Origin of the sequence: Paraburkholderia phenoliruptrix (genome assembly GCF_902859825.1) — a bacterium.
Taxonomy (GTDB): Bacteria; Pseudomonadota; Gammaproteobacteria; order Burkholderiales; family Burkholderiaceae; genus Paraburkholderia; species Paraburkholderia phenoliruptrix.
Genome location: NZ_CADIKB010000007.1, coordinates 23,015 through 46,126, shown reverse-complemented (window position 1 = coordinate 46,126; position 23,112 = coordinate 23,015). Strand labels below are relative to the sequence as shown.

Here is a 23,112-nt window from a genome sequence, read left to right as displayed (position 1 = left end):
CTCGCGCATCGAGGGGCGTCGGCGCATTTGCGCGACCTGTCCGCCGGGCGCGCCCAACGCTCTCGCGCATCGTGCGCCAACCGCGCCCCGCTGCGCTTACAAAGAATTCACCGCGACCACATCATGAGCAACAAGAAAGCCGATTCGAAACCGCAGTCCCGCTACCCCGTGAACCTGCTCGACACGCCGTTCCCGATGCGCGGCGACCTGCCCAAACGCGAACCGCAGTGGGTCAAGGAATGGCAGGAGCGCAAGGTCTACGAGACAATCCGCGCCGCCTCCAAGGGCCGCAAGAAGTTCATTCTGCACGACGGCCCGCCGTATGCGAACGGCGACATCCACCTCGGCCACGCGGTGAACAAGATTCTGAAGGACATGATCGTCAAGGCGCGCAACATGGCGGGCTTCGACGCGGTCTACGTGCCGGGCTGGGACTGCCACGGCATGCCGATCGAAATCCAGATCGAAAAGCAGTTCGGCAAGTCGCTGCCGGCCGCTGAAGTCATGCAGAAGGCGCGCGCTTACGCGACCGAGCAGATCGAGAAGCAGAAGGTCGGCTTCCGGCGTCTGGGCGTGCTCGGCGACTGGGACAATCCGTACAAGACCATGAACTTCGCCAATGAAGCCGGCGAAATCCGCGCGCTCGCGAAGATCATGGAAAAGGGCTACGTGTTCCGCGGCCTGAAGCCGGTCAATTGGTGCTTCGACTGCGGCTCGGCGCTCGCCGAGGCCGAAGTCGAGTACAAGGACAAGACCGATCCGACCATCGACGTGCTCTTCAGCTTCGCCGAGCCGGACAAGACGGCGCAGGCGTTCGGCCTCGCCGCGCTGCCGCGCAACGAAGGCGGCATCGTGATCTGGACCACCACGCCGTGGACCATTCCCGCGAACCAGGCGCTGAACCTGCATCCGGAAATCGTCTATGCACTGGTCGACACGCCGCGCGGCCTGCTGATCCTCGCCGAAGAGCGCGTCGAGGCGTGCCTGAAGACATACGGCCTGGAAGGCTCGGTGATCGCGGTCACGCCGGGCGCGAAGCTCGTCAATCTGCGCTTTAACCATCCGCTTGCGTCCGCGCATCCGGGCTACAAGCGCACCGCGCCGGTCTACCTCGGCGACTACGTGACGACGGAAACCGGTACGGGCGTCGTGCACTCGTCGCCGGCCTACGGCGTGGAAGACTTCGTGTCGTGCAAGGCGCACGGCATGGCCGACTCCGACATCATCAATCCGGTGATGGGCGACGGGCGCTACATCGAATCGCTCGCGCTGTTCGGCGGCCTGTCGATCTGGGCGGCGAATCCGCAGATCGTCGAAGCGCTGCAAGGCGCCGGGTCGCTCCTGCGCACCGAAAAGTACACGCACAGCTACATGCACTGCTGGCGTCACAAAACGCCGATCATCTACCGCGCGACCTCGCAATGGTTCGCCGGCATGGACGTGAAGCCGAACGACAGCGGCAAGACGCTGCGCGACACGGCGCTCGAAGGCATCGAAAACACGGCGTTTTATCCGTCGTGGGGCAAGCAGCGGCTTTTCAGCATGATCGCGAATCGCCCGGACTGGACGCTGTCGCGCCAGCGCCAGTGGGGCGTGCCGATGGCGTTCTTCGTGCACAAGGAAACCGGCGAGCTGCATCCGCGCACGCTGGAGCTGCTCGAGGAAGTCGCGAAACGGGTCGAACAGGCCGGCATCGAGGCGTGGCAAACGCTCGATCCGCGCGAGCTGATCGGCGACGACGCCAACCTGTACGAAAAGAACCGCGACACGCTCGACGTGTGGTTCGACTCCGGCACCACGCACTGGCACGTGCTGCGCGGCTCGCATAAAGACGAACTGCAATTCCCGGCCGACCTGTACCTGGAAGGCTCGGACCAGCATCGCGGCTGGTTCCATTCGTCGCTGCTGACGGCGTCCATGCTGGACGGCCGCCCGCCCTACAACGCGCTCTTGACGCACGGCTTCACCGTCGACGGCGAAGGCCGCAAGATGAGCAAGTCGCTCGGCAACGGCATCGACCCGCACGAAGTGGCGAACCGCCTCGGCGCGGAAATCATCCGCCTGTGGATCGCGTCGACGGATTACTCCGGCGAACTGGCCATCTCCGAAGAAATTCTCAAGCGCGTGACGGAAAGCTATCGCCGCATTCGCAACACGCTGCGCTTTCTGCTCGCCAATCTGTCGGATTTCGACTACGAGAAGAACGCTCGCCCCGTGGACGACTGGCTCGAGATCGACCGCTATGCGGTGGCGCACACGGCGAATCTGCAGAACGAGATCCTCGCGCACTACGACAAGTACGAATTCCACCCGGTCGTCGCCAAGCTGCAGACGTTCTGCTCGGAAGACCTCGGCGGCTTCTATCTGGACGTGCTGAAGGACCGCCTGTACACCACGGCGCCGGATTCGGTCGCGCGCCGCTCGGCGCAGACCGCGCTGTATCACATCGCGCAGGGTCTGCTGCGTCTGATGGCGCCGTTCCTCTCGTTCACCGCCGAAGAAGCATGGAAGGTGTTCCAGCCGAACAGCGAGACCATCTTCACCGAGACGTATCACGCGTACCCGGCGGTGCCGGACGCCGGCGCCCTGCTCGACAAGTGGACGCTGCTGCGCGCCGTGCGCGGTGACGTCACGAAAGCGCTGGAAGAGGCGCGCGTCGCGAACCTGATCGGCTCGTCGTTGCAGGCAGAAGTGGAAATCCGCGCGAGCGGCGCGCGTTACGACGCGCTCACGAGCCTCGGCGACGACCTGAAGTTCGTGCTCATCACGTCGGCTGCTAGCGTCGTGCAAGTCGAGAGCGAAGCGGAAGAAGGCGTCGAGGTCATCACCTCGAAGTATCTGAAGTGCGAACGCTGCTGGCACTACCGCGCGGACGTCGGCGCGAACGCGGAGCACCCCACGCTGTGCGGCCGCTGCATCAGCAATCTGTTCGGCAACGGTGAAGCGAGGAGCGCGGCATAATGGCGAGAACCATGGCGAAAACCACATCGAAAGCGTCCGCCGGAAACAGTTCGCTGGCGCCCTGGCTCGGCGTCGCGCTAATCGTCATCCTGTTCGATCAGCTGACGAAAATCGCGGTGCAGAAGGTGTTTGCCTACGGGGTCCCGCACGAGGTCACGTCGTTTTTCAATCTGATTCTCGTGTACAACCGCGGCGCCGCGTTCAGTTTCCTGGCAATGGCGGGCGGCTGGCAGCGCTGGGCTTTCACCGCACTCGGCGTGATCGCCGCGCTGGTGATCTGCTATCTGCTCAAGCGTCACGGCGCGCAAAAAATGTTCTGCACGGCGCTTGCGCTGATTCTGGGCGGCGCGCTCGGCAATGTGATCGACCGGCTCGCCTATGGCCACGTGATCGACTTTCTCGACTTCCACGTGCGGGCGTGGCACTGGCCGGCGTTCAATCTCGCCGACAGCGCGATCACGGTCGGCGCGATCCTGCTCGTGATCGACGAGTTGCGCCGCGTGCGCGGCTCGCGCTAACGGCACGTCGCTCAAAGGCGCGCGGCCCGCTCGCTTCGTCGGCCTCTCGGCCGCGCGCATGAAGTCCGCTTTGACGGCCGGCAACGGTGCAAGCACGTCGCGCCTGGCCACCATGCTTTGTCGGAGGCTTTCGTTGGCAACCGCAGAACTCGCAGGGAAACACCTCGTCCTCGGCATGACGGGCGGCATTGCCTGCTACAAGATCGCCGAACTCACGCGTCTGCTGACCAAAGCCGGCGCGAGCGTGCAGGTCGTGATGACCGAAGCGGCCACGCAGTTCATCACGCCCGTCACCATGCAGGCTCTGTCCGGCCGCCCGGTCTACACGAGCCAGTGGGACGCGCGCATGCCGAACAACATGGCGCACATCGATCTTTCGCGTGAAGCCGACGCGATCGTGATCGCGCCCGCCTCCACCGACTTCCTCGCCAAACTCGCGCACGGCATGGCCGACGATCTGCTCGCCACGCTGTGTGTCGCGCGCGATTGTCCACTGCTCGTCGTGCCGGCGATGAACCGGCAAATGTGGCAAAACCCGGCGACGCAGCGCAACGTCGCGCAATTGCGGGCGGACGGCGTGGAAGTGCTCGGCCCCGACTCCGGCCCGCAAGCGTGCGGCGAAATCGGCGACGGCCGCATGCTGGAAGCTGCGGCCACCTACGAAGCCATTGCCTCGTTCTTTGCGCCGAAAATTCTCTCCGGCCGCCGTGTGTTGCTGACCGCCGGTCCCACGTTCGAGCCGCTCGATCCGGTGCGCGGCATCACGAACCGCTCGAGCGGCAAAATGGGCTTTGCGCTCGCGCGCGCCGCGCAGCAGGCCGGCGCCGACGTGCATCTCGTCGCGGGCCCGGTCGCGCTCGACACGCCGTGGGGCGTGTTCCGCGAAGACGTGCAAACCGCTCAGCAGATGCACGATGCAGTGATGCGCTCGGTGGCGGATGCGGACATTTTCATCGGCGTCGCCGCGGTCGCCGACTGGCGCGTCGATCACGCGAGCGAGCACAAGATCAAGAAGGCCGCCGACCGCGCGCTGCCGGTTTTTTCGTTCGTCGAAAATCCGGATATTCTCGCGGCGGTCGCGAAGCTGCCGCATCCGCCGTTCGCTGTGGGCTTCGCCGCCGAAAGCGGCGACCTGGAAGTGCACGGCGAAGAAAAGCGGGTGCGCAAGAACGTGCCGCTTCTGATCGGCAATCTGGGACCGCTCACGTTCGGCATGGACGACAACGAAGTGATTCTCTTTGAAGCCGCCGGCGCCACGCGGCTGCCGCGCGCTGACAAGCAGACGCTCGCACGCGCGTTGATTGCAGAAATCGCGAAGCGTCTGCCTGACACCAGTCTGATTCGCTGAGCCCGCCGCCGCTCGCTTTTCACCTCTCGCGGCTCAGGAAAGCGAACCGAAGCACCTGGAGCACACTGACATGACGCTACTTTCCGTGCTCGATCAAACGCCCGTCATTGCCGGGCACTCGGTGGCCGACGCGATCGCCGCGACCGTCGAACTGGCGCAGCTCGCTGACGACCTCGGCTACACGCGCTACTGGTGCGCCGAACATCACGGCCTGCGCGGTGTGTCGAATCCTTGTCCCGAAGTGATGCTGGCGCGCCTTGGCAGTATCACGCGGCGCATCCGGCTCGGCTCGGGCGGCATAATGCTGCCGTACTACAGCCCTTTCAAGGTTGCCGAGCAGTTCATGATGCTCGAGGCGCTGTTCCCGAATCGCATCGACCTCGGCGTGGGCCGCGCGCCCGGCGGCGACATGCGCACCGCCCAGGCCGTGGCCGCCGGCGACTACAATCGCGGCGAATTCTTTCCGCAACAGGTCGCCGATCTCGTCGGACTGATGCACGGCTCGCTGCCCGCCGACCACCTCGGCCAAGGCGTGCTGCTGCAACCGCAAGTTCCCACGCGTCCGCAGCTGTGGATGCTCGGCTCCAGTGAGTTTGGCGGTCTGCTTGCCGCGCAACTGGGCATCCGCTTCGCGTTCGCGCATTTCATCAATGCGCATTTCGGGCATCAGGTTGCGCGTGCGTATCGCGAGCGATTCCAGCCGAGCGAGGAGGCTCAGCAACCGTATCTGGCAGCCGCCGTCTTCGTGATTTGCGCGGACACCGAACACGAAGCGGCGGGCCTCGAAAAAGCCGTCGACCTGCGCCGCGTGCAAATGGCGTACGGTCTCAACGAGCCGATCCCGACCGTCGAACAAGGTGTCGCGCAGGAATACGGCGAGCGCGAGCAACTGGTGATAGACCGGGAAAAGCCGCGCAGCATCATCGGCACGCCGCAAGTCGTGACCGAGCGGATGCATGCGTTACAGGAACAATTCCAGGCCGACGAGCTGATCGTGCTCACCGTCGCGGGCAGCTATCGCGCGCGCCTGCGCTCCTATGAACTTCTCGCCGATGCGTTCGAACTCGGGCGCCCGGCTTCCACTTCTTAACCCTTCCGATCTGCATGAAACTCGACCTCAAGATTCTCGATGCGCGCATGCGCGAACAGCTTCCCGCTTACGCGACCACCGGCAGCGCGGGCCTCGACCTGCGCGCGTGTCTGAACGAACCGCTGACGCTCAAACCCGGCGACACCGCGCTGGTGCCGACGGGGCTCGCCATTCACGTCGGCGATCCGGGCTATGCGGCGCTGATCCTGCCGCGCTCCGGCCTCGGCCACAAGCACGGCATCGTGCTCGGCAATCTGGTCGGCCTGATCGATTCGGATTATCAAGGTGAACTGATGATCTCCACATGGAATCGCGGCGAGACGACCTTCGTGCTGAATCCGATGGAGCGCCTCGCGCAACTCGTGATCGTGCCGGTCGTGCAGGCGAAGTTCAATATCGTCGACGAATTCGAGCAGAGCGAGCGCGGCGCGGGCGGCTTCGGCAGCACCGGCAAGCACTAATTCTGGCGGCATAAAAAAACGGCGTGGACTCAAGGTCCACGCCGTTTGTATTTGATGCCGCCAGGGCTTACTCGACCTCGACCGCTTCCGGATTCGGATTGCGCGGCGCCGGATGCTCGTCGAAGGTCAGTTGCACCTTGTCTTCCGCATCGACGTCGACGGACACGCGGCCGCCGTTCATCAGTTTGCCGAACAGGAGCTCGTCGGCCAGTGCACGACGGATCGTGTCCTGGATCAGGCGCTGCATGGGGCGCGCGCCCATCAGCGGATCGAAGCCGTGCTTGGCGAGATGCTTGCGCAGCGCGTCGGTGAAGAGCGCGTCGACCTTCTTCTCGTGCAACTGATCTTCCAGCTGCATCAGGAACTTGTCGACCACGCGCATGATGATTTCCTCATCGAGCGCACGGAAGCTGATAGTCGCGTCCAGACGGTTACGGAACTCAGGCGTGAACATGCGCTTGATGTCGACCATCTCGTCGCCGGTTTCGCGGCGGTTCGTGAAGCCGATCACCGACTTGCCCATCGCTTCGGCGCCCGCATTCGTCGTCATGATGATGATGACGTTGCGGAAGTCCGCCTTGCGGCCGTTGTTGTCCGTCAGCGTGCCGTGGTCCATGACCTGCAGCAGCACGTTGTAGATGTCCGGATGCGCCTTCTCGATTTCGTCGAGCAGCAGCACGCAGTGCGGCTTCTTCGTGACCGCCTCGGTCAGCAGGCCGCCCTGATCGAAACCGACATAGCCCGGCGGCGCGCCGATCAGCCGGCTCACCGCGTGACGCTCCATGTATTCCGACATGTCGAAGCGGATCAGTTCGATGCCGAGCGTGAATGCCAGCTGCTTCGCCACTTCGGTCTTGCCGACGCCCGTTGGGCCCGAGAACAGGAATGCGCCAATCGGCTTGTCGAGCTTGCCGAGACCCGCGCGCGCCATCTTGATGGCGGCCGACAGCGCGTCGATAGCCGGGTCCTGACCGAACACCACGCTCTTCAGATCGCGGTCCAGCGTTTGCAGCTTGCTGCGGTCGTCTTGCGACACGCTTTGCGCCGGCACGCGCGCGATCTTGGAGATGATTTCCTCGATCTCGTTCTTGCCGATCGTCTTCTTCTGCTTCGACTTGGGCAGAATGCGTTGCGCGGCGCCCGCTTCGTCGATCACGTCGATCGCCTTGTCCGGCAGATGACGATCCGTAATGAAGCGCGCCGACAGCTCAGCCGCCGCGGACAATGCGCCCGACGAATACTTGACGCCGTGGTGCTCTTCGAAACGCGACTTGAGACCGCGCAGAATCGCCACCGTCTGCTCGACCGACGGTTCCGTCACGTCGACCTTCTGGAAACGGCGCGACAATGCCGCGTCTTTTTCGAAGATGCCACGATATTCGGTGAACGTGGTCGCGCCGATGCACTTGAGCGTGCCCGACGAGAGCGCCGGCTTCAGCAAATTCGACGCGTCCAGCGTGCCGCCCGACGCGGCGCCCGCGCCGATCAGCGTATGAATTTCGTCGATGAACAGAATGGCGTGCGGACGTTCCTTCAGTTCCTTCAGAACCGTCTTCAGGCGCTGTTCGAAATCGCCGCGATACTTGGTGCCGGCCAGCAGCGCGCCCATGTCGAGCGAATATACCTGCGCGTCAGCCAGAATGTCCGGCACTTCGCCGCGCGTGATGCGCCATGCAAGACCCTCGGCAATAGCCGTCTTGCCGACGCCGGCCTCACCGACGAGAAGCGGATTGTTCTTGCGACGGCGGCACAACACCTGCACCACGCGCTCGACTTCCGACTCGCGGCCGATCAGCGGATCGATGCGGCCGTCTTTCGCCATCTGGTTGAGGTTCTGCGTGAACTGGGCGAGCGGCGTTTCTTTCTGCGCTGCGGCCTCGTCGGACTCGGCATTGGCGTCGCTCGCTTTCGCGGCGTCCGAGCCGCTCGTCTTGGCGATGCCGTGCGAGATGAAATTGACCACGTCGAGACGCGTCACGCCCTGCTGCTGCAGGTAGTACACCGCGTGCGAATCCTTCTCGCCGAAAATGGCGACTAGCACGTTTGCGCCGGTGACTTCCTTCTTGCCATTCGAGGTGGACTGCACATGCATGATCGCGCGCTGGATCACACGCTGGAAACCCAGCGTGGGCTGCGTGTCGACGTCGTCCGTGCCGGGCACGGTCGGCGTGTTGTCATGAATGAAGTTGCGCAGGTTCTGGCGCAGATCCTCGATATTGGCCGCGCATGCACGCAACACCTCCGCCGCTGTCGGATTGTCCAACAGTGCCAGCAAAAGATGTTCGACCGTTATGAACTCGTGCCGCGCCTGGCGTGCTTCCATGAACGCCATGTGCAGGCTGACTTCCAGTTCCTGGGCAATCATGCTTCCTCCATCACACACTGCAGCGGATGCCCGGCCTGCCGTGCGTGGGTAACGACTTGCTCGACTTTGGTCGACGCGATGTCCCGCGTATAGACCCCACAAACTCCCCTGCCCTCGCGATGCACCTTCAACATCACCTGTGTTGCGGTTTCACGATCCTTATTGAAATATTCCTGCACGATCATCACGACAAATTCCATTGGCGTGAAGTCGTCATTCAGCAGCACCACCTTGTACATGGACGGCGGCTTGAGCTTTTTCTCCTGCCGCTCCAGTACGGTGCCGTCCTGCTTGTCCGGGATAATCGCCATACACCCATTCTAAACAACTAGGACAGGCCCGCAATCCTGTCAAAACCCGGCCAGCCGGCCGGTGAGCCCGAACGCTGCCGCCCGGCGGAAATGCACCGCCCGCGTGCGCCAATCAACGAGCCGATTGCGGAGCCGGCCCCGATCCTGATCATGCTCGCGCCTTGTTGCGCCGCAGTCGGATCGAGTATCGCACAACCTGCCGGAGCTGGCTGGCTGCGGCCCGCTGGCGCCACCGGGGACGAGCGACCCGCAGAACAGCATGTGAGACGATTATGCGACTTTTCAAGACAGCCCGCTTGCGCAACCGCACATAACGAAAGCGGGAAAAACCCTGGAAACCGCCTGTTTGCAACGGGTGCAACGGCGTCTCAAAATTTTCTTGACACCCGAATAAAGAGCCTCAACAATCAAGCTGGCACTTTTTTCACTGCGCCAAATTTCGAAAAAATGCCGATGGTGAGCTTGTGAGGAGGGAGCGGCTGCATCGCGCGGTCGTCGAGCTTTTCGAGGGCTCGTGGTAGTGACATGAGTTACAGGGGAAGTTGGAATGGCAACTGGTACGGTCAAATGGTTCAATGACGCAAAAGGTTTCGGATTCATCACGCCGGATGAAGGCGGTGAGGATCTGTTTGCACACTTCTCGGCCATCCAGATGAATGGGTTCAAGACCCTCAAGGAAGGCCAAAAGGTGACCTTCGAGGTCGTGCAAGGCCCGAAAGGCAAGCAGGCATCGAACATCCAGGCACCCGCCTGATATCTGTTCGATTCCCGTCCTTTTGAAACCCGGCTTCGCGCCGGGTTTCTTTTTGGACGCGGCTTTTGGAGATTGTTTCCCGGGTTTCGCTTTATCGCCGCCAGCCGTTGAAAAATGCCGACAAGCCGATTTCCCCAAATAACGGGCGCGCCGTGCTTCATCAGGGCATTCAGCCTCATGAGCCGCAAAAAACCCCGGTCGCCTGACGGCAACCGGGGTTCGGGTCGACGCCATTGCGGCAAGGCGTGCCGGCTTTAAGGCCGGCCGCGCGCTTACATATTTTCGATCAGCGTATTTGAACAGCGCAAAAGCACTTGATTCATAAGGATTAGGGAAGCGCCTACATCTAAGTCACACTCCGAATCCCACTCCATCAGCAAGTGCGGCGATCTAAACGCGCCCGACTGTCGCCGGATTTTACATGACCTGCGCTGCGGATGCGCTCGGCCCGACTCATCAGCCTACCTCACGCTTCAGGGCGGCGATACGCGGGCTGACATGGCACAAACCTATGACAGGACAATCGCATCGTGAAAGAACTGCTTTGCGACGTATCGTATGCAGCCCTGCCCTGATTCACGTTGCGGCTTAGTCGCTCTTCGAACTGCCTTCGGCTTTTGCCCAATTTCTTACGGCGTCGGAAAACAGCCTTAGCGCGGTAGGTAGATGACGATTCGCCGGATAGTAGAGGCACAACCCTGAGAAGGATGGACTCCATTCCGGTAACAGATGCACGAGCCGCCCTGCCGCGATGTGTTCGCTGACGTGGTTGACGGGCATCCATGCTATGCCAACGCCCGCAAGCGCCGCCTGCGCGACAAGGTTGAGATCGTCGAGCGTGAGGGGGCCATCAACGCCGACATGGGCACTTCTGCCCCGACGTATCAATTCCCACTCAAGCAGTGCACCGCTTCCAAAGCGGAAGCAGATGCAACGATGATCCGCCAATTCATGCGGCTCCTTTGGAACGCCATGTCGTTCCAGATATGCGGGCGATGCTATCGCAGCGAACGTCATTGCTGGCTGAAACTGGACCGCGATCATGTCGCGTGGCACATCGTCGCGCAACCGAATGCCAGCATCGAAGCCGTTCGCCACGATGTCGATGAGTCGCGAGTCTGTTATGAACTCCACGCGAATGTCGGGGTAGCGTTCGACAAACGCAGGCACGACATGCCGCACCAAGAGCAGCGCTGATGCCGACGACGCGCTGATCTTGATGGTGCCAGTGGGCCGATTTCCCGTTGACGTAACTTCGTTAATGGCGTCTTCCAGATCGTGTACAGCCGGGCGAACGCGGCGGAAAAGCTTCTCCCCTGCTTCCGTCAACGCAACGGACCGCGTGGTGCGGTTGAACAGACGGACCGACAACTTGGCTTCAAGGCCACGCATTGAGTGGCTCAACGCTGATGGTGATATTCCAAGTAGCCGCGCCGCCGCACGGAAGCTTTGTTGCTCGGCAATCGCGATGAACGCGGTTAATTCGGTAAGTCCAGCCTGTGCCATTGATGCAGTTTCCTCAACTGGTCATGAAACGAAAGCGCCATTGTTGAGTGTAGTACATCAACCTACACTGTGTTGTCCAGCCACCCGTACTCGTCACGAAGTCGCATCTGCCGTCCTGCCGCTCGCGCGGCGCTGTCGGTGCCCCGATGCGAAAGGAGAAGACATGAAAACCCGCAAGCTCGGAAAATTCGGTCCCGAAGTATCCGCCCTCGGCTTTGGCTGCATGGGTCTGGACTTCGGCTATGCCAATAAAGTCAGTCGTGCGGACGGCGTTGCGCTCATTCGCGCAGCGGCGGAACGCGGCGTCACTTTCTTCGACACCGCCGAAGTCTATGGCCCCTTTACCAACGAAGAAATGGTAGGCGAAGCGCTTCGACCGATTCGAGATCAGGTCGTGATCGCCACGAAATTCGGCTTCAATATCATCGACGGCAAGCAGGTAGGGCTCAACAGTCGGCCCGAAAATATCCGGAAGGTCGCAGATGAGTCCCTGAAACGGCTCGGCATCGACGTTATCGATCTGTTTTATCAGCATCGCGTCGATCCTGCTGTTCCCATCGAAGACGTGGCGGGCACGGTAAAAGACCTGATCGCCGAAGGTAAGGTCCGCTACTTCGGACTATCTGAACCCGGCGCGCAAACAGTGCGTCGCGCTCACGCCGTGCAGCCGATAGCCGCGTTGCAGAATGAATACTCGCTGTGGACACGGGGACCGGAAACGAATGGCATCCTCGCCGCCTGCGAAGAACTCGGTATTGGTCTGGTGCCGTACAGCCCGCTCGGCAAGGGCTTTTTGACCGGTGCGATGAGCAAAGACACGCAACTCGGTGAAGGCGACTTCCGCAAACTGCTGCCGCGATTTACGCCCGAAGCGATGGAGAAAAATCAGGCGCTAATTAACCTGCTTCGCCACATCGCCGAAGAAAAGCAAGCAACGCCCGCACAAATCGCACTTGCCTGGTTGCTCGCGAAAAAGCCATGGATCGTTCCGATCCCCGGCACCACAAAGCTGCACCGGCTTGAGGAAAACCTTGCCGCTATCGATGTTGCGCTGGCAACGGACGATCTGGACGCCATCGGCCAAGCGCTCGCCGCCATTGATATCGAAGGTGAGCGTTATCCGGCGCAGCTTCTCGCCACGACGGGACTCTAGGTCGATTCGTCAAGCGCAATCCGATCCGGCACAGCGCTGGCCGTCGTCACGGCAGCGCTGGTCGCGTCCGAGCCAGATTTATAGAGGTATCGCAACATGCAAAAACGCAAACTTGGAAATAGCGGCCTTGAAGTCTCGGTCCTTGGGCTTGGCTGCATGGGACTGAGCCACGCCTACGGCTCCGCAGTGGACAAGGACGCGGGCATTGCGCTCATTCGCGGCGCTGTCGAGCGCGGCGTCACGTTTTTTGACACAGCGGAAGCCTACGGGCCATTCACGAATGAAGAACTGGTCGGAGAAGCGCTTGAGCCTTTCCGCGATGACGTTGTGATCGCCACGAAATTCGGGTTTGACATCGACTTGAAGACGGGCGAACGCGGCTCCGCCACGAACAGTCGCCCCGAGCACATCCGGCAGGTTGCAGAAGCGTCGCTAAAGCGGCTTCGTGTCGAAGCCATCGACCTTTTCTATCAACACCGGGTCGATCCCGCGGTGCCGATCGAGGACGTAGCAGGTACCGTAAAAGACCTGATTGCCGAAGGCAAGGTCAAACATTTTGGTTTATCCGAAGCCAGCGTGCAAACCATCTGGCGTGCGCATGCTGTTCAACCTGTAACCGCTTTGCAAAGCGAATATTCGCTGTGGCATCGGGAGCCGGAAGCGCACATTCTGCCAACGCTCGAAGAACTCGGCATCGGTTTCGTTCCGTTTAGTCCACTCGGCGCGGGATTTCTGACCGGCAAGATTGATGCATCAACGACATTCGGGAGCACGGATTTCCGCGCAAGCGTTCCGCGATTTGCTCCCGAAGCGCGCAAAGCGAATCTCTCGCTGGTCGAATTGGTGCGTGCCGTCGCAGACAAAAATCGTTGCACGCCCGCACAGATCGCACTTGCCTGGTTACTCGCGAAGAAACCATGGATCGTTCCAATCCCCGGCACGACGAAACCGCACCGACTCGAAGAGAACCTTGGTGCCGCACACGTCGAACTTACGACGGACGATTTGCAATCGATCAGCGATGCAGTCGCGAAAATTCCGCTACAGGGCGAACGCCTACCCGTAGCCGCCCTTCGCATGACAGGGCTGTAAATGCGTACGCAGACGGGCCACAACCCTGATTAATGAAGTAGGAGAAAAAAACATGAGCAAAGACGTTATCGTCGTCATAGGTGCCGGTGGTATCGGCGTCGCTATCGCTCGCCAGCAAGGTTTCGGAAGAACCGTCCTGCTCGCGGATTTCAATGAAAAGGCGCTGCACAGCGCCGCACAATCGATGCGCGAAGCGGGTTACGCGGTCGAGATTCAGCTAGTGGATGTTACGTCTCGTGACTCTGTGCAGCAGTTGGCAGCCAAGGCCGCCGCACTCGGTAGCGTCGTGCAGGTAGTCAACACCGCAGGCGTGTCTCCCAATATGGCATCCGTGGAAGGTGTCTTGAAGGTTGACCTGTACGGTGCTGCTGTGGTGTTCGATGAATTGGGCAAGGTCATCGCGCACGGCGGGGCCGGTCTCATTATTTCAAGCATGGCCGGGCATATGATGCCCGCGCTGCCGCCAGAGCAAGATCACGCGTTACTCCATACACCGACCGAAGAACTGCTTGCACTTCCGTTCCTTCAACCCGACGCGATACCGAATTCAGTCGTCGCCTATATGCTTGCAAAGCGCGCTAATCATCTTCGCGTTCAGGCATGGGCCATGGCGTGGGGCGAGCGTGGTGCGCGTGTTAATTCCATCAGCCCCGGCATCATCGTCACGCCACTGGCACTGCACGAGTTGAACTCGGAAATCGGCGATATGTATCGCGCGATGGTGAACGCATCACCAGCGAAGCGAATGGCCCCGCCCGACGAAATTGCTGTAGCGGCTTCTTATCTGCTCGGACCGACCGCCGGATTTGTCACGGGCAGCGACTTGTTAATCGACGGCGGTGTAATCGCTGCGATGAAGACAGGTAAATTGGCCGCCCCGAACTGATGGGTATCCAACGATGAACCAGCCAATATCGACTGTTTTGGTAGTGGGAGCCACGGGTAGCATCGGCCATCGGGTCGTGTCCGAAGCATTAGCCGAAGGCTATGCGGTCCGCGCCCTAGTGCGTGACACATCGCGCGCTGGAAAGCTACCGAAAGAGGCGGAACTCATCGTCGGCGATCTGACTCGCCCGGAAACACTGACACGGGCCGTCCAAGGAGTCGATGCGATTATTTTCACTCACGGTAGTGATGGCGAAGGCAAAAACGCTGCCGGACGCGTGGACTATGGCGGCGTTCGAAATATTCTAGGTGCGCTCGGCAAGCGGAAAGCCCGCATCGCTCTGATGACGCTGGCAGGTGTAACCAACTGCGCGAGTTCTTATACAGCATGCGACTGGAAACGACGCGCGGAAAGATTGCTGCGCGCCAGTGGCCTTGACTACACCGTCGTCAGACCGGGCTGGTTCGACTGCAACTCGCCCAATCAACTCAGTTTGATCGCACGGCAAGGCGACACACGGCATAGCGGCGGCCCGAGTGACGGAGCGGTGTCACGCCGACAGGTAGCGCAGGTGTTGGTGCGCAGTTTGTCGTCCGCTGCGGCCAGTCGCAAGACCTTTGAGTTGGATTCGCAGCACGGACCCGCGACAACAGACTTTGACGCGCTTTTTGCGGCGTTGGAACCCGACGCGCCGGACCGGTTGGACGCGGTGCGCGACGGTGCCAACATGCCCGTCGAGCGCGAGCCGGATCAGGTTCGCGAAGACCTGATGCGCATCACGGGTCAACGCTCGACGCAAAGCAAGCCTTTGCCGTGAAGCTGGTCAGCGCGGCCCCGGCGCGCTACGCTACAGTCAGATATCCGCGTATGCGGGCAGTAAGTCTTGATCGACCAAGCGGATTTCGATGCGATTCGCAACCTCGACATGCTCCGGGTTGTCAGCAGAGAACACGGCATCCGCGACGCTCACGATGATCGTGCCAACCTGCTTTTTGCCTGCTTCGGGAACCGGAATCAACGCACGCGCTTCGGGCACTTGCTGCACAGTGATGACCTTCGGCAAGTACAGCATCCAACCGACGCCGGGCTTGTCGTCAAACACGCGTTTTTCGAAGTAGTCCGGCGGCCACACTTGGATGATGTTCGGCTTGAATTCTGCTGCGATCAGGCTGACGTACTGCACGAAATCGGCGTAGTTGACTAGCTCGCTGTTTGCGGCTTCCGCACGATCCGACAGCGACACTTCAAGGGAACACGATTCGCCCGGTGGCAGCATGTGACACGTCATGCTGCCGCCGATTTGTGTGCCTTCCGGGTGCGCCCACATGCCTACGGAAGTCACGTCCCTAACATTGCGGAATTCCTCACCGATGACGGCCAGCGCTGCGGTAGACGGTGCATCGCCATCGAATGCCGGATACAGCTTCGCCTCTTCCGCTGTGTCGCCCTGCAAATGCCACTCGCTTTTTGCGATCCCGCCACGTTGCGCGATTGCATCTGCGATCCGACCGAGCCGCGTTATCACCGTCTCGAAGTCGGTCACAGCAAGCGTTGCGTCGCGGAAATCACCGTGAATTTCGATACGGTTCGCGACTTCGATATGCTCCGGGTTGTCAGCAGAGAACACGGCATCAGCGACGCTGACAATGATCGTCCCGATTTCCTTCCCGTCGTTGCTCTTCACCGGAACCAATGCCCGCGCTTCGAGAACCTGTTGCACCGTGATTTTGCGCGGCAGGTAAATCATCCAACCGACGCCGGGCTTGTCATCGAACACGCGCTTGTCGAAATACCCTTTCGGTGCAACTTCCACGACGAGCGGCGCGAAATTGGCGACGATTGATTGAACAACGCCCGCCATGTCGTCAGCCGACTTCGGACAAAGCGCAGCGTCAATGTCGAGCGTGACGCGATCAGGCAGCACCTTTGCGTCGGATACGTGGCAGGAAATGGCCGCGCTGTCATCCCCTTCCGCCGCGTTCCAGATCGCAGCATGCGACACGCGCCGTTTGCCACCTGCTCGTGTCATTAGCACGGCCAGTGCTGCTGTTGATGGTTCGCCCTTCTCGTCAAAGGCTGGGTACAGATTGGCCTCTTCCGCCGAATCAGCCGTGAGTCGCCAGTTCGCATGTGCCATCAACGGCTGTTTCGCGGACAGTGCCGCCACAACCTGCGATTCGCGAGCCAACATTTCCCGAAAGTCTTGAGACGCCAACGAAGCGTCCCGGAACATCGCGTTTATTTCCATGTTCGGTTCACGGTTGATAGACGGCTGGCACGCCCATGCGCGTGAGCAGCGGAGCCATCTTTTGATAGGTGAGCGGGGTTTGAAAATACCACGTCAAGCAAGCAGGCGGATTCATGCGCACGGTCGTGCCCTGCTCAACGATCTGATCTTCCATGGACCTGAAACCTTCGAACCATTTTTCGGCTTTCGGGATCGAGCCATCGAGAAATTGATCGTAGTTGCCCTTCGCTTCTTGCAGCAGGCACGCGCCGGGCTGAAACCCGTCGAAATCGATACCGAGCCATCGCCACTCTTCGGACCAACGGCATTCTTCCGTATCGAACGGAAAACCCGTAATGCGTGCTTGGTAACGGTACGAATTCCAGTTGACGCCGTGATTGCGGCGAATCCTCCCGCCGCCTTCGGGCGGGCATTTATCGCACATCCGGTCGGTTCGTGGCAGTGAGCGTTCAGCGGCCTTGCTATCTTCCTTTTTCGTATCGCCGGACAAACTACCCGTTGCCCCCACCGCTGCCCCGCCCAATAAAGCTGCGCCAGCGCGCCAAGACCGGACCAAGGGCTCGCGCTGCCCCCGTTATCAATGGAACCGCCAGACCCGCCATTATTCAATCCTCCCTGAAATTCAGGATGTTCGATATGCCAGCGCACCACGCGCATGTAGTCGTGAAATCGTTCGTCCGCCGAGCGGCCCGGGCGCGTCAGCCACGCGCGTATCGCGGGCTGTTCGTAAAAGCCGTGCGAATATGCTTCAACGCGAAGAAACCCGATCAGATTTTCATCGCGTTCGACACCGATTTCGCGCGCGGCCTTGAACGCGCGCCACAGCCGCGACGGCAGCGTCGCATCGTCTGCCAGCTTCGGATCGTCTTTGCATAAGTCCGCGCGCACACCTTCGACAAACCGCTTGGCGTCGATTTCGGCCAGCGCCGCAACCTGTTCTGCCGTCAGTTCAAGCATGCGGATGCACCCTTGTTAGTTCGCCGTTGATTTCCACGAACCAGTCGAACGTCGGCACGAAGAATTCGATACGTTGCGTGAACGAGAGCAGCCTTGCGATTTCGGCCATCAAGCGCGCATCGTAAAAGCGCAGCAAAGCGGTGCGACCGTCCGGCATACGGGCGTTTAGACGCCCTGCAAGCTCGTGCGCAAGTTCCGGAAAGGGATAGGCACTAATGAGCCACGAAACGCCGTCAGCGCCCGCGCCCATCGCGAATAAAGACTGTTTCACACTGCCCGGCGCTTCCTCGAAATCGATCAGCCACGGGCCAGCGTCGGCCAGTGATGCGTCCGGCGTGCCGTCAAATAATCCGATAGTGGCCGTTGGCCGTTCAACAGGCTCGCCGCGTCCATACAGCAGCGCATCAACAAGCGCATAAAGACGCACGGGCAACGGCGCCTGTGCCTGACGCTGCGCGAAATAAGTTTCGATTTTTGCAGACTGCACGACCTACTCCCGCATGACAGTCGTTGCGCCGCTTTTTGCTGCCGCGATCAGGCATTCAAGACAAAGCGTCGGGGTTGGCGACAGCGGCAACGCGCTAGCCGCTGCTGCGACCGCTGCGCCGGGACTCGCGTGACCTTCGCCGTCATCGCTGATAGTGGAATTCGACTGTGACGCGATGAGCGTCGCGCCGCATGCAGTTCCCATACCTTCGACAGCCGTATTTCTACCGTCGATAACATGCGGGTAACGCCGCCCGAGCAAGTCAGGCAGGATCGGAAATGTGCCCTTGCATTGCGGGCACGCGACCATGTGGCCGACGCCCGAAATCGGCCTGCCTTCCAGCGTTGCCGTGGGATTTCCTCGCAGAACCTTGCCGCCGTGCGACGTGATGTCGCCGAGGCAAATAATGCTGCGTGACACGTGGCCCTCTCTCAGTGCTGTTTTGTCTGAACTTTAGCACCGGCATGCAGCGGTGGATTTCAGCTTCGCAGGTTCAAGGTAACATGTGGCCCAAAATCCGCACCACCAACACGGGGGCGTCATGGCGCAGGTTGACTGGAAACTGGTGCTGGAATTCGTAAAGGTGTTCTTGTCATGGCCGCCCATCGTGGGCCTTGCGATCATCGTCGGCGCGCGCTACTTCCGCACGGAACTACGCAATCTGATAAACCGGGTGTCGTCATTCAAGATTCTCGGGCAAGAATTGGTTACGCAACAGGCAAAGCTTGAAGGTGAGGCACCTGCTGACGGGAATCCGCCAGTGCCGGATGACGGTGCTATGCAGCAGGAACTGCAAAATCTTGAAGTAACGCCGGAGCAGCAGGCGCAGATCAAGGCCTTATTCGATGCCGAACGCGCCGCCTCGCGCATGTGGGAATACCGCTATCTCAATTATTTCTTTGCAGACAGCACCCAGGATGTGCTCGACTGGCTAACCAATTTTCAGAACGGAACAACGTTCGATGCATACGAGACGTATTGGATGCATCGCATATACATCGCCAATGAGCGCCACGCGGTCATCAATGCCCTGCAAATGCACCAATGCATCCAGATCGACGGGCCGACAATCAGCATTACCGGGAAAGGCCGGGAATATGCGCAATGGCCGGAACGAAGGCGTCTGAGTGCGCCTCGTGCAGAGGTGCTGGCAGGCGTCGGTAATCCCGGCTGATACAGCCCTCGCAGATCACTCGACCTTGACGATGTACGAACCGTCCACCTCGTCATCCGGGCTATCGTCCAGAAATAAAAAACGCCGATAAATCACTGATCTATCGGCGTTTTTTGCTACTACATGGCACTACTTGAGACTGCGTGCGACAGGCCCTTACATATTCTCGATCATCACCTGCCCAAAGCCCGAACACGAAACCTGCGTTGCGCCTTCCATGAGACGCGCGAAGTCGTAAGTCACGCGCTTTTGCAGGATCGACGTTTCCATCGACTTGATGATGAGGTCCGCCGCCTCGAACCAGCCGAGGTGGCGCAGCATCATTTCCGCCGAGAGAATTTCCGAGCCCGGATTCACGTAGTCCTTGCCCGCATACTTCGGCGCCGTGCCGTGGGTGGCCTCGAACATCGCGACCGAATCCGACATGTTCGCGCCCGGCGCGATGCCGATGCCGCCCACCTGCGCGGCCAGCGCGTCCGACACGTAATCGCCGTTCAGATTCAGCGTGGCGATGACGTCGTATTCCGCGGGGCGCAGCAGGATCTGCTGCAGGAAGGCGTCGGCGATCACGTCCTTCACGACGATGTCGCCACCCGTCTTCGGATTCTTGACCTTCATCCACGGACCGCCGTCGATCAGCTCGGCGTTGAACTCCTTTTGCGCCAGCGCATAACCATAGTCACGGAATGCGCCTTCCGTGTACTTCATGATGTTGCCCTTGTGCACGAGCGTCACCGAGCGGCGGTCGTTGTCGATCGCATACTGGATCGCCTTGCGCACGAGACGCTCCGTGCCCTCGCGCGACACCGGCTTGATGCCGATGCCCGAGGTTTGTGGGAAGCGGATCTTCTTCACGCCCATTTCTTCCTGCAGGAACTTGATCACCTTCTTCGCCTGCTCGGACTCGGCGGGCCATTCGATACCCGCGTAGATGTCTTCCGAGTTTTCGCGGAAGATCACCATATTGGTTTTCTCGGGCTCGCGTACCGGCGAAGGCACGCCCTTGAAGTACTGCACCGGGCGCAGGCACACATACAGATCGAGTTCCTGGCGCAGCGCGACGTTCAGCGAGCGAATGCCGCCGCCGACGGGCGTGGTCAGCGGCCCCTTGATGGACACGACGTATTCTTTCAGCACCTGCAGCGTTTCTTCCGGCAGCCACACGTCCGGCCCGTAGACTTTGGTCGACTTCTCGCCCGCGTAGATTTCCATCCAGTGGATTTTTCTCTTGCCCGCGTAGGCCTTTTCGACCGCGGCGTCCACGACCTTGATCATGACCGGCGTAATGTCGACGCCGGTGCCGTCGCCTTCGATAAACGGAATGATCGGCTGATCCGAGACATTGAGCGAGAAATCCGCATTGACGGTGATCTTGTCACCACCCGTCGGAACCTTGATGTGCTGATACGGCATGATCGACTCCAGTGAAGGCTGTGCTGAAAGCTGGTGGGAGACTGCGAAAAGGATGCTCCTCGCGACGCGCACTGCCGGACGCGCGCACGCGGCCTGGCCGTTATTCTAGCCCACGCGGGCGCGGCATCGCGGCGCGGCCGGCTCGGGGTTTTCCAACATGCATGGAGCGACAAAGCGCGGCGCCGGCCGTCTGTCCTTCTGTCATGTAGCGGACCGGGGCCGTGCTCCGGCGTCTTATGCTTTATTATCCCGCCATTCGCCACCGGCATTGCCTCCCGCGGCGCCGTGCCGGTGCGTCATGCAGACGCATCGCGGCGCGCCTCCCTGATTAGCTATGCGTCTTCTTGCACTGAACAAGCCGTTCGGCACCATCTGCCAGTTTTCTCCGCATGAGACGCGCGCGTCGCTCGCCGACTGGGTCAAAGTGCCGGGCGTGTATCCGGCCGGACGCCTCGACTCCGACAGCGAAGGCCTGCTGCTTCTCACCGACGACGGCGCGCTGCAGGCGCGCATCGCCGAACCGCGTCATAAGCTCGTCAAACGCTATTGGGCGCAGGTGGAAGGCACGGTGGATGCCGCCGCGCTCAAGAAGCTCGCGCGCGGCGTCGATCTTGGCGACTATGTGACGAAACCGTGTCGCGCCGATTATGTCGAGCCCAGCGACACGCTGTGGACGCGCACGCCGCCCATTCGCTATCGCGCGGCCATTCCCACCAGTTGGATCGAACTGTCCATCACCGAAGGCAAGAACCGCCAGGTGCGGCGCATGACGGCTGCAGTCGGCTTTCCGACGCTGCGCCTCGTGCGGGTCGGCATTGGCGCGCTCGATATTTTTTCGCTCGGCCTGCAGCCGGGCGAGTATGTCGAGGTACCGCCCAATGCACCGTGGGAAGGCCTCGTGTAAATCGCTAACTTCTTGTATGCGCGAATAAAACGGCGCGTGAAACGTCACGATAAAAACCGTGAAACATCAACGCGCGCAGCGCTTACGCAAAGTCTGGTTCACCTCAACGTCTCAGATTGAAAGTTTTCCGCGAAATTCACGTCAACCGGCTTGCAAGCTCACGCGTTATTCGACGCAGATGCCGCCCGAAGCTGTCCGGCATTCAGCCTTAAGGGCCTTTGTACAAGCCGTTTGCGCGGTGGGTGCAGGCAGTCTGAGAGCTCGGCAGACGCGTCGAAAATTTGTTCGATGCGACTGTCAACCGAAAGGTGGATGGCACGTTTACCGACATGACTCAAACATAACCGGGTCATTTGGTTAATTAACTCAAGCTGAGGATTTTCAAAATGAACAAACTGATCGCCGCTCTGGTCGCTGGCCTCTTCGCAACGGCAGCATTCGCACAAGCTTCGGCACCGGCAGCAGCTTCGGCAGCTCCGGCAGCAGCTGCTTCGTCGGCAAAGAAGACCACGAAGCACGCTCACAAGAAGTCGCACAAGAAGGCAGCTGCTGCTGCAGCCGCTTCGGCAGCTTCGGAGTAAGTTTGTTGTAAAAACGCAGTCAAGAACTCGCTTCATTGCCGTTCTTACGGCGTTGAAAGGCAGATCACCGCAAGGCGATCTGCCTTTTTGTTTTTGACGCGCTCGCGTAACATTCCCCGGTTAATTTCAGCAAGGAGTCATGCCGTGCGATTTCCCCTGCGCTCGTTGATGGCGCGTTTCGCCGTTGCCGCAATCCTGCCGTTCGCGGCGATGTCGTTCTCCGCTCTCAACGCGCTGCCCGCTCATGCGCAGCAGATGCCGGCCGGCGCGAAACAGCCGGGCGAATTTCCGCGCGCGAAGCTGACCGCCGGCATGTTCGTGATCGACGCGGCCGTCGCCGCCAACGACGCGGACCGCGAGCAGGGTCTCATGTACCGCACGAGCCTCGCGCCGAACGAAGGCATGCTGTTCGTGTTCAACGAAAACGCAGTGCACTGCTTCTGGATGAAGAACACGCTGATCCCGCTGTCCATCGCGTTCATGCGCGCGGACGGCACCGTGACCGACATCGACGAAATGCAGGCCGAGACGACCAACAATCACTGCCCGAAGAACAACGGCGTGTATGCGCTCGAGATGAGCAAGGGCTGGTTCTCGTCGAAGGGCATCAAGCCTGGCATGAAGATTCAGGGGCTGCCGGCGGCGCAGTGAGCGCGTAGGCTGCGCCCGCTGCGCAGTGCGCGGCACAAGACCAGGTCCGCTGCGCGGGTTCTGTTGAACCGAAGCGCTGAACACGCAAACCGCTGCACCTGCTAAAGCACTCCCCGAAAAGGCGGCACCTTCCTGAGAGGCGCCGCCTTTCGTCTTTGTCGCGCCGTGGCGCAAGAGCGGTGTCGCCGCCGCGCCGCGCTGCGCCACTCCCGACGCCGCCACGACGCAGCTTCGCAGACCCGCCGCCCCGCC

At 60.7% G+C, this 23,112-nt stretch carries 23 protein-coding genes and 2 pseudogenes; 15 read left to right on the top strand and 10 right to left on the bottom strand.

Going from position 1 to position 23,112, the window contains the following annotated elements:
- The first annotated feature begins 123 nt into the window (after nucleotides 1-123).
- The 5 genes from ileS (at nucleotide 124) to dut (ending at nucleotide 6,378) form a co-directional block, all read left to right on the top strand.
- A complete protein-coding gene (gene ileS / locus HV711_RS10165) occupies nucleotides 124-2,961 on the top strand; it encodes an isoleucine--tRNA ligase (protein ID WP_028360914.1) in 2,838 nt (945 codons plus the stop codon).
- 11 nt (nucleotides 2,962-2,972) lie between these two features.
- On the top strand, nucleotides 2,973-3,479 hold the full coding sequence (lspA, locus tag HV711_RS10160; protein ID WP_015003581.1) for a signal peptidase II: 507 nt from the start codon (nucleotides 2,973-2,975) through the stop codon (nucleotides 3,477-3,479).
- A gap of 133 nt (nucleotides 3,480-3,612) precedes the next feature.
- The gene (gene coaBC / locus HV711_RS10155; RefSeq protein WP_013589404.1) at nucleotides 3,613-4,827 is read left to right on the top strand and encodes a bifunctional phosphopantothenoylcysteine decarboxylase/phosphopantothenate--cysteine ligase CoaBC; all 1,215 of its coding nucleotides are present in this window, start codon (nucleotides 3,613-3,615) and stop codon (nucleotides 4,825-4,827) included.
- A 70-nt stretch (nucleotides 4,828-4,897) separates the two neighbouring features.
- Nucleotides 4,898-5,917: an LLM class flavin-dependent oxidoreductase gene (locus HV711_RS10150; protein ID WP_035479327.1), complete on the top strand. Its 1,020-nt coding sequence runs from the start codon at nucleotides 4,898-4,900 to the stop codon at nucleotides 5,915-5,917.
- 14 nt (nucleotides 5,918-5,931) lie between these two features.
- Complete coding sequence (dut, locus tag HV711_RS10145; RefSeq protein WP_028360916.1) at nucleotides 5,932-6,378, top strand: dUTP diphosphatase; 447 nt, start codon at nucleotides 5,932-5,934, stop codon at nucleotides 6,376-6,378.
- Between the two features lie 67 nt (nucleotides 6,379-6,445).
- Here the strand turns inward: dut and clpA are convergent, their stop codons facing one another.
- Entirely contained in the window at nucleotides 6,446-8,743 is a 2,298-nt protein-coding gene (clpA, locus tag HV711_RS10140; protein ID WP_013589407.1) for an ATP-dependent Clp protease ATP-binding subunit ClpA, read from the bottom strand.
- A complete protein-coding gene (gene clpS / locus HV711_RS10135; RefSeq protein ID WP_006050100.1) occupies nucleotides 8,740-9,054 on the bottom strand; it encodes an ATP-dependent Clp protease adapter ClpS in 315 nt (104 codons plus the stop codon). Before clpS ends, clpA begins: the two co-directional genes overlap by 4 nt.
- Before the next feature lie 547 nt (nucleotides 9,055-9,601).
- Here clpS and HV711_RS10130 point away from each other — a divergent pair.
- A complete protein-coding gene (locus HV711_RS10130; protein ID WP_007180614.1) occupies nucleotides 9,602-9,808 on the top strand; it encodes a cold-shock protein in 207 nt (68 codons plus the stop codon).
- A 65-nt stretch (nucleotides 9,809-9,873) separates the two neighbouring features.
- Nucleotides 9,874-10,014 (top strand): hypothetical protein, encoded by a 141-nt coding sequence (locus HV711_RS10125; protein WP_175145083.1) that lies wholly within the window; start codon nucleotides 9,874-9,876, stop codon nucleotides 10,012-10,014.
- A 382-nt stretch (nucleotides 10,015-10,396) separates the two neighbouring features.
- Here the strand turns inward: HV711_RS10125 and HV711_RS10120 are convergent, their stop codons facing one another.
- Nucleotides 10,397-11,314 (bottom strand): LysR family transcriptional regulator, encoded by a 918-nt coding sequence (locus HV711_RS10120; protein WP_082201424.1) that lies wholly within the window; start codon nucleotides 11,312-11,314, stop codon nucleotides 10,397-10,399.
- A 163-nt stretch (nucleotides 11,315-11,477) separates the two neighbouring features.
- On the opposite strand from HV711_RS10120, the gene HV711_RS10115 reads away from it, so the two are divergent.
- The 4 genes from HV711_RS10115 (at nucleotide 11,478) to HV711_RS10100 (ending at nucleotide 15,262) form a co-directional block, all read left to right on the top strand.
- Nucleotides 11,478-12,467 carry an aldo/keto reductase gene (locus HV711_RS10115; RefSeq protein WP_035479332.1) on the top strand — a complete coding sequence of 330 codons (990 nt, stop codon included), beginning with the start codon at nucleotides 11,478-11,480 and terminating at the stop codon, nucleotides 12,465-12,467.
- A gap of 96 nt (nucleotides 12,468-12,563) precedes the next feature.
- On the top strand, nucleotides 12,564-13,559 hold the full coding sequence (locus tag HV711_RS10110; RefSeq protein ID WP_035479335.1) for an aldo/keto reductase: 996 nt from the start codon (nucleotides 12,564-12,566) through the stop codon (nucleotides 13,557-13,559).
- 52 nt (nucleotides 13,560-13,611) lie between these two features.
- Nucleotides 13,612-14,445, top strand: a complete 834-nt coding sequence (locus HV711_RS10105; protein WP_035479337.1) for an SDR family oxidoreductase — start codon at nucleotides 13,612-13,614, stop codon at nucleotides 14,443-14,445.
- Between the two features lie 13 nt (nucleotides 14,446-14,458).
- Complete coding sequence (locus HV711_RS10100; RefSeq protein ID WP_035479339.1) at nucleotides 14,459-15,262, top strand: SDR family oxidoreductase; 804 nt, start codon at nucleotides 14,459-14,461, stop codon at nucleotides 15,260-15,262.
- Between the two features lie 36 nt (nucleotides 15,263-15,298).
- Here the strand turns inward: HV711_RS10100 and HV711_RS10095 are convergent, their stop codons facing one another.
- The 6 genes and pseudogenes from HV711_RS10095 to HV711_RS10070 all read right to left on the bottom strand — a co-directional run bounded on the left by HV711_RS10095 (nucleotide 15,299) and on the right by HV711_RS10070 (nucleotide 18,557).
- Complete coding sequence (locus tag HV711_RS10095; RefSeq protein WP_425195021.1) at nucleotides 15,299-15,970, bottom strand: immunity 52 family protein; 672 nt, start codon at nucleotides 15,968-15,970, stop codon at nucleotides 15,299-15,301.
- A 9-nt stretch (nucleotides 15,971-15,979) separates the two neighbouring features.
- A pseudogene (locus HV711_RS33935) lies at nucleotides 15,980-16,693 on the bottom strand (Imm52 family immunity protein); the annotation flags it as partial.
- 7 nt (nucleotides 16,694-16,700) lie between these two features.
- Nucleotides 16,701-17,183 carry a restriction endonuclease fold toxin 5 domain-containing protein gene (locus HV711_RS10085; RefSeq protein ID WP_254604776.1) on the bottom strand — a complete coding sequence of 161 codons (483 nt, stop codon included), beginning with the start codon at nucleotides 17,181-17,183 and terminating at the stop codon, nucleotides 16,701-16,703.
- Between the two features lies 1 nt (nucleotide 17,184).
- Nucleotides 17,185-17,650 (bottom strand): annotated as a pseudogene (locus HV711_RS33465) (hypothetical protein).
- Nucleotides 17,643-18,137 carry a DUF4123 domain-containing protein gene (locus HV711_RS10075; protein WP_035479343.1) on the bottom strand — a complete coding sequence of 165 codons (495 nt, stop codon included), beginning with the start codon at nucleotides 18,135-18,137 and terminating at the stop codon, nucleotides 17,643-17,645. Before HV711_RS10075 ends, HV711_RS33465 begins: the two are co-directional and overlap by 8 nt.
- 3 nt (nucleotides 18,138-18,140) lie before the next feature.
- Nucleotides 18,141-18,557, bottom strand: a complete 417-nt coding sequence (locus tag HV711_RS10070; protein ID WP_035479344.1) for a PAAR domain-containing protein — start codon at nucleotides 18,555-18,557, stop codon at nucleotides 18,141-18,143.
- A 121-nt stretch (nucleotides 18,558-18,678) separates the two neighbouring features.
- Here HV711_RS10070 and HV711_RS10065 point away from each other — a divergent pair, with 121 nt between their 5' ends.
- Complete coding sequence (locus HV711_RS10065) at nucleotides 18,679-19,311, top strand: hypothetical protein (RefSeq protein ID WP_035479345.1); 633 nt, start codon at nucleotides 18,679-18,681, stop codon at nucleotides 19,309-19,311.
- A gap of 156 nt (nucleotides 19,312-19,467) precedes the next feature.
- On the opposite strand, the gene icd is transcribed toward HV711_RS10065, so the two are convergent.
- Complete coding sequence (icd, locus tag HV711_RS10060) at nucleotides 19,468-20,724, bottom strand: NADP-dependent isocitrate dehydrogenase (RefSeq protein ID WP_028360927.1); 1,257 nt, start codon at nucleotides 20,722-20,724, stop codon at nucleotides 19,468-19,470.
- Between the two features lie 334 nt (nucleotides 20,725-21,058).
- Here icd and HV711_RS10055 point away from each other — a divergent pair, with 334 nt between their 5' ends.
- From HV711_RS10055 to HV711_RS10045, 3 genes are all read left to right on the top strand, one after another.
- Nucleotides 21,059-21,628 (top strand): pseudouridine synthase, encoded by a 570-nt coding sequence (locus HV711_RS10055; protein ID WP_035479346.1) that lies wholly within the window; start codon nucleotides 21,059-21,061, stop codon nucleotides 21,626-21,628.
- A gap of 386 nt (nucleotides 21,629-22,014) precedes the next feature.
- Nucleotides 22,015-22,209, top strand: coding sequence for a hypothetical protein (locus HV711_RS10050; RefSeq protein ID WP_027212290.1), 195 nt, complete (start codon nucleotides 22,015-22,017; stop codon nucleotides 22,207-22,209).
- Between the two features lie 144 nt (nucleotides 22,210-22,353).
- Nucleotides 22,354-22,860, top strand: coding sequence for a DUF192 domain-containing protein (locus tag HV711_RS10045; RefSeq protein WP_013589417.1), 507 nt, complete (start codon nucleotides 22,354-22,356; stop codon nucleotides 22,858-22,860).
- The last annotated feature ends 252 nt before the right edge of the window (nucleotides 22,861-23,112 follow it).